General features: G+C 40.9%; 5 protein-coding genes. 1 reads left to right on the forward strand and 4 read right to left on the reverse strand.

The features are described from left to right. The first annotated feature begins 76 nt into the window (after positions 1–76). Positions 77–1,123, forward strand: coding sequence for an ATP-grasp domain-containing protein (locus RTK01_RS01830; RefSeq protein WP_312279337.1), 1,047 nt, complete (start codon positions 77–79; stop codon positions 1,121–1,123). Here RTK01_RS01830 and RTK01_RS01835 read toward each other — a convergent pair. From RTK01_RS01835 to RTK01_RS01850, 4 genes are all read right to left on the reverse strand, one after another. Beyond that, complete coding sequence (locus RTK01_RS01835; RefSeq protein ID WP_312279338.1) at positions 1,105–3,561, reverse strand: ATP-binding protein; 2,457 nt, start codon at positions 3,559–3,561, stop codon at positions 1,105–1,107. The genes RTK01_RS01830 and RTK01_RS01835 overlap by 19 nt on opposite strands. Positions 3,562–3,925: 364 nt before the next feature. Continuing rightward, on the reverse strand, positions 3,926–5,323 hold the full coding sequence (locus RTK01_RS01840; RefSeq protein WP_312279339.1) for an ABC transporter permease: 1,398 nt from the start codon (positions 5,321–5,323) through the stop codon (positions 3,926–3,928). A gap of 267 nt (positions 5,324–5,590) precedes the next feature. Next, complete coding sequence (locus tag RTK01_RS01845; RefSeq protein ID WP_312279340.1) at positions 5,591–6,385, reverse strand: ABC transporter ATP-binding protein; 795 nt, start codon at positions 6,383–6,385, stop codon at positions 5,591–5,593. Between the two features lie 490 nt (positions 6,386–6,875). Continuing rightward, positions 6,876–7,920 (reverse strand): site-specific integrase (locus RTK01_RS01850; RefSeq protein ID WP_312279341.1); only part of this gene is annotated, 1,045 nt, incomplete at its 5' end.

Raw genomic sequence — 7,920 nt, forward strand, 5'->3', positions numbered from 1 at the left:
TTTTGTATTAATCTCTCCAATTGTGAATGCAGGATAATTTGTAATTATCTGTTGTTCATAGAGAAAAGAGGCCGCTATGATACAACAAGAATTTTCTCCTTTTTGGGAATCAAATAAATGCGTAGTTAGTAAGGATTCCTTGAACATTATTCTACTAGCACATGTTCAGCAACCTCGGGGATCTATTAATATAGCGCAACTACAATGTGGTAAAACCGAACGGTTTTCCATAGAAGAGTTTTACGAAATATATCAAGGTATTGTAGATGCAGGATATTATATTCAGGCTGTGTACTACAACGAGTTAGACTTTATTTCGGATTTTATGGAACATCCAGAAAGATTCAAACATTGCCTAATATATAATTTGGCTCGAAACGGCCTCGGTGATAACAAAAAGACTGTAATTCCTGCGTTTTGTGAATTAGTTGGTCTAAAGTATAGCACATCATCCTCGTTAACTTGTGCATTGTGCCGTAATAAGTACTATTTCACAACACTTATCCGTTCCCATAACATACCTGTACCGCAGAGTTGGTTGCTCAATAATAATGGTGAATGGGAAAAAGATTCACCTCCAGATGGATTAAGGGTTATATGCAAACCTGTTTCCGAATCTGCAAGCCAAGGAGTAACCCAAGCTGGAATTTTTGATGCATCTCCCTCTATGTTTAAACGATATCGTGGAACACAATACATCGTCCAAGAATATATAGAGGGGACTGAGTGTGAAGTTCCACTGTTTAAAGTTGGAGATTCCATTATGGTAATGTCCCCTGTCGGCATTAACCTTAATGGAAATAAAATTTTAGATGAAAAAAATTCTGCAGAAAATAACTATGGGTTTTATCAGCTCAAAGACACACAAACAGCTTTCACGATAGATAAAATCAAGAACTATGCCGAAAAAGTTTTTAGCTTATTGCAAATGGATATCTATGGGCGAATTGATTTTAGAATTGGCGCCAAGGGAATGCCATATATTTTTGACATTGCTACTACACCGTATACCACTAGGCACAGTTCCTTTTCCTTTGCATTTGATCAGCTGGGTTTTTGTTATAGTGATATCTATCGCGCTGTGATTTCAGCGGCTCTTTGGAGTCAAAATGATAAAAATTGAAGATCTGATAGAAGGAAACCTCGTCCAAAAAAATGACACGATGGGTCTTGAATATGCGCGCATTCTTTAGAGATAAACCTGTGATACTCTACTGGATCAATGTTTTTTATGCTTGGAGAACTTAAAAGTTCCTGCTGTACACAACGTCTCTTGAAAATAATTGCTTTGTATTCACGAAGAAGAGGTGGGTCCAATTTTTTTAATATGTCCACTTCAGCTTGAGCCCTTATTAAATCATGCTGAAGCAATGCACTAGCAAAATTTAAATCATGTAGATAGAATTGATAATATTCATCTGCATCCGCAAGTTGCAAGTTTACTTTTTTGAGCTCTAAGGGCCAAGATTTGGAGCCACATAATATTGACAGACCTAAGTAATTCAAGAGAATTACATGTGAAACTTCATCTTGTTGATGCTCGACTATTCGTGCCAGTTCCATGGAGGTTTTGCAGGCTGCACTAGAAATCATATCAGAACTTTCATTTTCTAAAGCTAGTTTATCTTCTTGAAGGTAAGTGAGAAGAACTTGATTGTTTTCGACCTTATATTGACTGGGATAGTACAAGCCATTACTGCTATTTGCTATTTCTGCACATTCTGATAAGGACTGCTGTGCATTATCGTACTTTTCTACAATCATAGCGTTTCCTGCATGATTGCAGAGAGCCATATATAGTCCACTCCGATTATAACGGTTTCGGTAATATTTTACGCTCTGTTCTGTTTGTTGAAAGGCAAACAAGGCTGAAAAATAGAGTGCTGCCTTTCGGTTATAGCATGCATCAAATTCCGCAAATGCAGGGGTACCAGGATGTCGATGTATTATTTGTATGAGTTTGCTTTTAAGCGTCTTTAGTTTAGGCGCATCATAAAATCGATCTGTATAAACATTTAGCAAGACTAGAGAGGCTCGACAATATTGCTCGTCTTCATCGAAATTATACGATTCTATAGTATCATAAAGTTCTTCAGCTGTGCGCTTAATTGCATTTGGGTTCTCAGCCAGTTGTAAATGGCAAAGAAGTATGAGCCGTTGGCTCTCAGCCAAACAGGCCAAACTCAGTTGGCTTGACATAAGTGCCTGCAGGTGCAGGAGTGCATCCTTGTATCGATATTGAGAAAACAATTGATAGCCATCCAAAAATTCTTTCAAAGTACTACGCTGCATATCTGCAAGTTCAATAGATAAACCGGTCAAAAGAACTTCAATCTCGGAAAGAATGTTGTAAGTATCAGCTTCACTATCAGTCTCTGATACTCGACGAATGTAGGAAAGAAAGAGCAGTTGCCATGCTTCTCGAATTGCTTCTATGTCATTATTCATAAGACTTTGGCTCAAATGCTTCCCTCTGCTAAAATAGTCTTCTGAGTGACGCTTTCTTAAAAAATTAGAAAATTTTCGGTGAAGAAGCTTTTCTTTCTTAGAAATTTGTAATTTAAAGTAATTTTTCATTTCATGAGTAGTAAATTTGTAGCCTCTATCTCCCTCAATAAATAAGAGCTTTTTAGCTAATAACAGATAGTTCTCTGCTTGATACGCTATATCTTCTTCGTCTTCTGGAGATTGATTTATAAAAAACGCTGTCTCATCCTTAGTAAAGTAAGAATCTATTATTGAAAGTGGTGCTAGTGCAGAAAATGCGTCAATTTCTTGTTCTGATAATTGTCTGCAGCGGTTATCCATAAGCTCGTTAAAATTAGTGCCAGAAATACCATTGTGATTATAATATTCAGCAGCTATTAAGGCAAGTGATAGGTTATTCCCTGCACAACGGCGTATATCATTTATATTATAAAAGCCTGCATATTCTTTTTGACGCAACACAAAGAGAACATCATTATCCGTTATCTCATTAACGGGTATATACTTCCACATAAATTCTCCTTCAATAGATGACTTTTCACGAGATATGAGCAGTATGACAACGTGAAACTCAGAGAGTAGTGTTAACTTTGAAAGGGTAATTTTCTGTAAGAACTGCTTAGACGGAATATCCCACAGCTCGTAGTCATCTACAATAAGAAAAATATGTTTATTTGCCTCAGCCTGTTTTTTTATACATGCAATAAGAGCTTCCTCACTCGGTGTCAGTATATAGTTTTTCTTATCTTTCTGAATAGTGATTCCGCCTCCAAAAGAAAGTGGCAACGGAAAAAAATCAATTCCAAACGAAATATTCCCTTCAAAACTTAGTTTCGTTTTGGAATATAGCTTGGTTCCAATATGCCATGTAAGATATGGGGAGAGGTTCGGATCAATACCCCTAATATAGAAGGTCGACCACCCCTCTTGAAGCTGTGCTGCAAGGTTTAGTGCTATTGTTGATTTTCCGCTCCCTGTAGCACCATATAGCCCAATCCCTTTGTTACAATCGTTTTCTATAAGCAATTGATACATTTGCGCTACAATGTCTTGTTGATAATCTGCTAGGCCCATAAAAACACCTCTATTTAAATAAAAGCAGTGTGCTTTATTATTATGGATAATTACAAATTATCCGTTGTTTATTTTAATATATTACATTTTTATGCTTGGCTTAGATTATGTGGTTTTTGTGCTGGATTTTTTTACAAGTCCAATAACCGTTGGTGCTCGGCCTGCATTAAATATACTGCGAAACTCAAAACAAAATGGGACACATAAATACGTATCCATAACGCAGCCTTTTAAAGTATTCATCAGCTGCAAACAAAGACGCATATCAAACGCTTGATGAAGCGTCTGACGGATTGCAGATAATACCTGCTGAATCAAATCCTATCTATAGTCCCGGACCCACAGAAACGGCCTGACTGATAAGTTATCCGGCATCGCAAACAATTTGATCCCAACTAATGTGAAAACTTTTGCACCAGAGAAAGACCGTCAAAACGGTGGAAATTCCAAGGTTGAGTGCCAGTCCATAGTTCAGCCGGGTTGCCAGCAGATAATGTGCGGCGGCCATACTTCCACACAGCAGAAAGGACAGCAAGACCACGCCTAAAGACCCCGTACCCTGGTCGGCACGGAAATTCTGGCTGAAGGGAAGTTCTTTTTTAGAGAGCAAAAATACGAACAGCATTACCAAGATCAGATTCATGAAGATTATAAGCAGGTCGGGGATAATCCTGACTCCCCACAACATTATAAAAATCACACAGGTCAGCAGATAAAATGGGACGATATACTTGTACAAGAACGCTTTCATTCCACCTCTGAGTACAAGGCCGGGATTGTCTACCGGCATTACTTTATAGATCCACGCTCCCCGATAGCTTTCGCTTTTGCCGACGACAGAGAATAGTGTGGAATATATGACGATAGAAAAGTAAGCGTACAGGTAGTATTTTCCTTGTGAAACAGTCTGTAGAAAGTCGGATATTGACGTAGCGATATGTACCAAACTCAGAAGCATGATGAACGGCATGATGACTCCCAGAGCCAAGCTTGGAAACAGGCGAAGTTTTAACTTGCGCTCACTCTTTAGCATGGAGCGGGTAAATTCAAAAAACACCCGTTCGTCGTGATTCGGACAAAGCAGTGCGGGAATTTTATGCAGCCGAGAAAGCCCCTTGGTTCTTCCGCAGCCCGATCTTGTGAGCTTCTGCAAGTTTTGCTCAAAAGCCGGTGCCGCCGCCTTGATGTACAGGATCAGAGCCAATGCAGGGATGATGATGCCGATTGCAGACAGGAGAAAATATGCCGCTGCGTGCTCATCGGAAAAGAGAATGATAAAAGGGGCTGCGAACCAAGATGACGGAAGCAGGTAACTCCACCAGTGAAGGTCAATTAGAACGTTTAAGTCGATGAGATTAAACATCCTGCCGACCAGCTGGTAGACGACTGTCATAAAGACAGTCAGGATGACTTGAAAATAGTTGATGATGTCCCTGAGCTTTTCCCCCGAGAACAGATGCAGAATTGCAAAGTAGAAAATTGCGGTGAACAGAAGGGAAAAACAGCAGATCAAAATCAGAATAAGGAACATGGTCAGGAAAAACCATACGCCGTATTTAAAAAAACCGGCGATCAGCGAAACGCCGGCCAGAGACAGAGTGATGCCTGCCAGATAATAGAGTATGTACAAAAGCTTTGCGGCGTTCAGCGTCTTGACGTTTACCGGGCGGGTCAGCAGAATTGCCCGGTCCTGCACGTCCAGCAGCACAGAAGAAAAATCAGAAATCATCGTGGTCAAAAGGAGGAAGAGAATCATGCCCATAACGATGCTCATTTTTAAAAACAGTGGAGAGGGGAGAAGTATCAACAGTCCGATAAAGACACCCATGAAGGCATAAATGGCTAAAGAGGCCAGATAGGGATTTTTGCGCTCGGATTGCTCTTGGTTGATTACAGTGGCGGACCGGCGGCTGTTCATTACCAATTTGACCTGTAAAATGCGCCGCATTACCGGATAATCGACTCCCATGGCGGGAAATAATTTTTTTATCCGGTCCAGAAATTTTAAAAACACAAAATCCCGCATATCTTACTCCTCAATGACACCGATGAACTCACCAGCAATGCTTTGGTGTTGGGAAAAGCCCGACAGCTGATTGAAAATTTCCTCCAGAGAGCCTTGTCTGCATTGCTCTTTAAGCTGCTCAAACGTACCGTCAGCGACGATGTTTCCGTTGTTGAGCATGATAATCCGGTCACTGATTTTTTCCACTACCTCCATAATGTGCGAGGAATAGAAAATCGTTTTGCCCTGTGCCGCCAATTCGGACATGATTTCTTTGAAGACAAGAACGCTGTTGGCATCCAGCCCGCTCAGTGGCTCGTCGAGAAAGATAATTTCCGGGTTGTGAATCAGACTGGCAATGATCAGTACCTTTTGCTTCATACCTTTCGAATAAGAGGAAATTCTTGCGGAATAGGCATCCTCAATTCCAAATAAATTCATCAATCTGCGGGCTTTGCGGTCTGTCACTTCAAAATCCAGACCGTAGAGCTCGCCGATAAAGGTCAGATATTCCTGAGCGGAGAGACTGTCATAAATATCAGCTGTTTCGGGTACATAGCCGATTTTCTTTTTATAAGCTATGGAATTAGAGGAAATGTCCTCGCCCAGGATTTGCACCTGACCTTGGTATCCCTCAAGTATCCCCAGCAGGATTTTTACGGTTGTACTTTTTCCTGCTCCGTTTGGGCCGATATAGCCGATAATTTGTCCCCGCTGGATTTCAAGATTGATGCCGCTGAGCACCTGCTTGTCTCCGTAGCTCATTTTAAGATCCAGTATAGAGACGGCGGGCATCTCGCTTTCGCTGGTTTTATCCATAGTATACCTCCTATTGAACATACGGTTTTCTCAGCTTATGTTTGGACTAACCAGAAACTGATAAAAGAGCCATATTGAAACCTCCTGCCTGCGGCCGCAGGCAGAAAGCAGCTACAGTAGATACGCAACAAATAGCGGAAAGGAAACATATTGAAGAAAGAGGACTATACGTGTGTCTATTTCTTAAAGACCGGCTATTCCATTGACTTCATAATGACTTATATACGGCAGTAGGCAAGGGAAGATTTGTCCAATTCTGAAATGTGTAGTATTGCTTATATTATACCATAATATTTCTGGTACTTGAAGCATCCGACCTGTTTTCACACAGCCCCTGCTATTATGCGAAGCATTCTAAATACTTGTATCTCGATATAATATGCTCAACTTATACTATGCGGAGGGCCTGCAAAGCGTGTAAAATTGTGTAATATTATAAAATATAATACCACAATCTGGATAATTGTGCAATGTAAGAGCAAAGATGTTTTTAATGCTGATAAAAAATCTCCCTCCGGCCATGAGTAGGGCAGGAGGGCGGAGGTATCGTATTCTGGTCTATATGAAATTCGTTATGTGATATCTGCTTTTTCAAAAGACCGCTAAACTTATTTGCACTGTCACGCATGTTCTTATCAAATACATGTCCGTAAATACTGGATGTAATTTGGCTGTTTTTATGTCCTGCTCGTCTAGCAACTGTATCCACGTCTACGCCCCTATTCAGAAGAAAACTGATACTGGTATGCCTGACCTGATGGAGCGTGATCTTTGGCAAGCCATTTTTCAACAAGAACCGTTCAAACCATTGGCTTATATTGTCTGGATGAATTGGCCCGCCTGCTGGTGTAATGCAACCGCCTGTCTCTACAATAAACAAGCGGTTGCATGTGCTCCACTGTTTACCCATGGTAGCGCGGGTATGATTCTGTGCAATCTTATATCTTTTCAAAAAGTCCATTACATTGTCAGGCATGGTCACAGTTTTAGATGCCTGACCATTCTTTAACTTATCCTGTGTATAGATGCCTCGCTCTGCCGTGTAATGGCTTGTCCGTCGCACCGTAATAACATTCCGGTCGAAGTCAATGTCATCCCACTCCAGCCCCAAAACCTCACTGCGGCGACAGGCACTGACCAGCGCAATCAACACATACGCCTGATACATCATTGCTTCAGCAGATAAATAGGAGAGCATTTTCACAATCTCCTCTTCCTGATAGAAGCTGGCTTCTTTCGCGTCAACAATAGGGCGATCCACCTTTACGCAGACATTAGATTGCACCATGTCCCATTTTAAAGCCAGATTAAAAAGCTTGTATAGAATGGTATAGTGGCTGAGAATCGTCTTTTGACTGTATCCGCCCGGCTTGCCGTCCTTGCGAACCCCGGCCTGCTTTAGGTTGTTCAAATACTGCTCAATATTTAGCGCACTGATCTTGGACAGTTTGCAATTGCCGAAGGCAGGCAACATAAAATCTTTCGCAAATTGCAAGTTCAAGTTGGACACCCATGGTAGAGAAGGTGTAGGTTCT

Source organism: Oscillibacter sp. (assembly GCF_031978065.1).
Classification (GTDB): Bacteria; Bacillota; Clostridia; order Oscillospirales; family Oscillospiraceae; genus Oscillibacter.

What these genes read in the sequence shown, in the direction of transcription:
- RTK01_RS01840 (WP_312279339.1), bottom strand. Translation starts at nt 5,323, where the DNA reads ATGGGCATGATTCTCTTCCTCCTTTTGACCACGATGATTTCTGATTTT.
- RTK01_RS01845 (WP_312279340.1), bottom strand. Translation starts at nt 6,385, where the DNA reads ATGGATAAAACCAGCGAAAGCGAGATGCCCGCCGTCTCTATACTGGAT.
- RTK01_RS01830 (WP_312279337.1), top strand. Translation starts at nt 77, where the DNA reads ATGATACAACAAGAATTTTCTCCTTTTTGGGAATCAAATAAATGCGTA.
- RTK01_RS01835 (WP_312279338.1), bottom strand. Translation starts at nt 3,561, where the DNA reads ATGGGCCTAGCAGATTATCAACAAGACATTGTAGCGCAAATGTATCAA.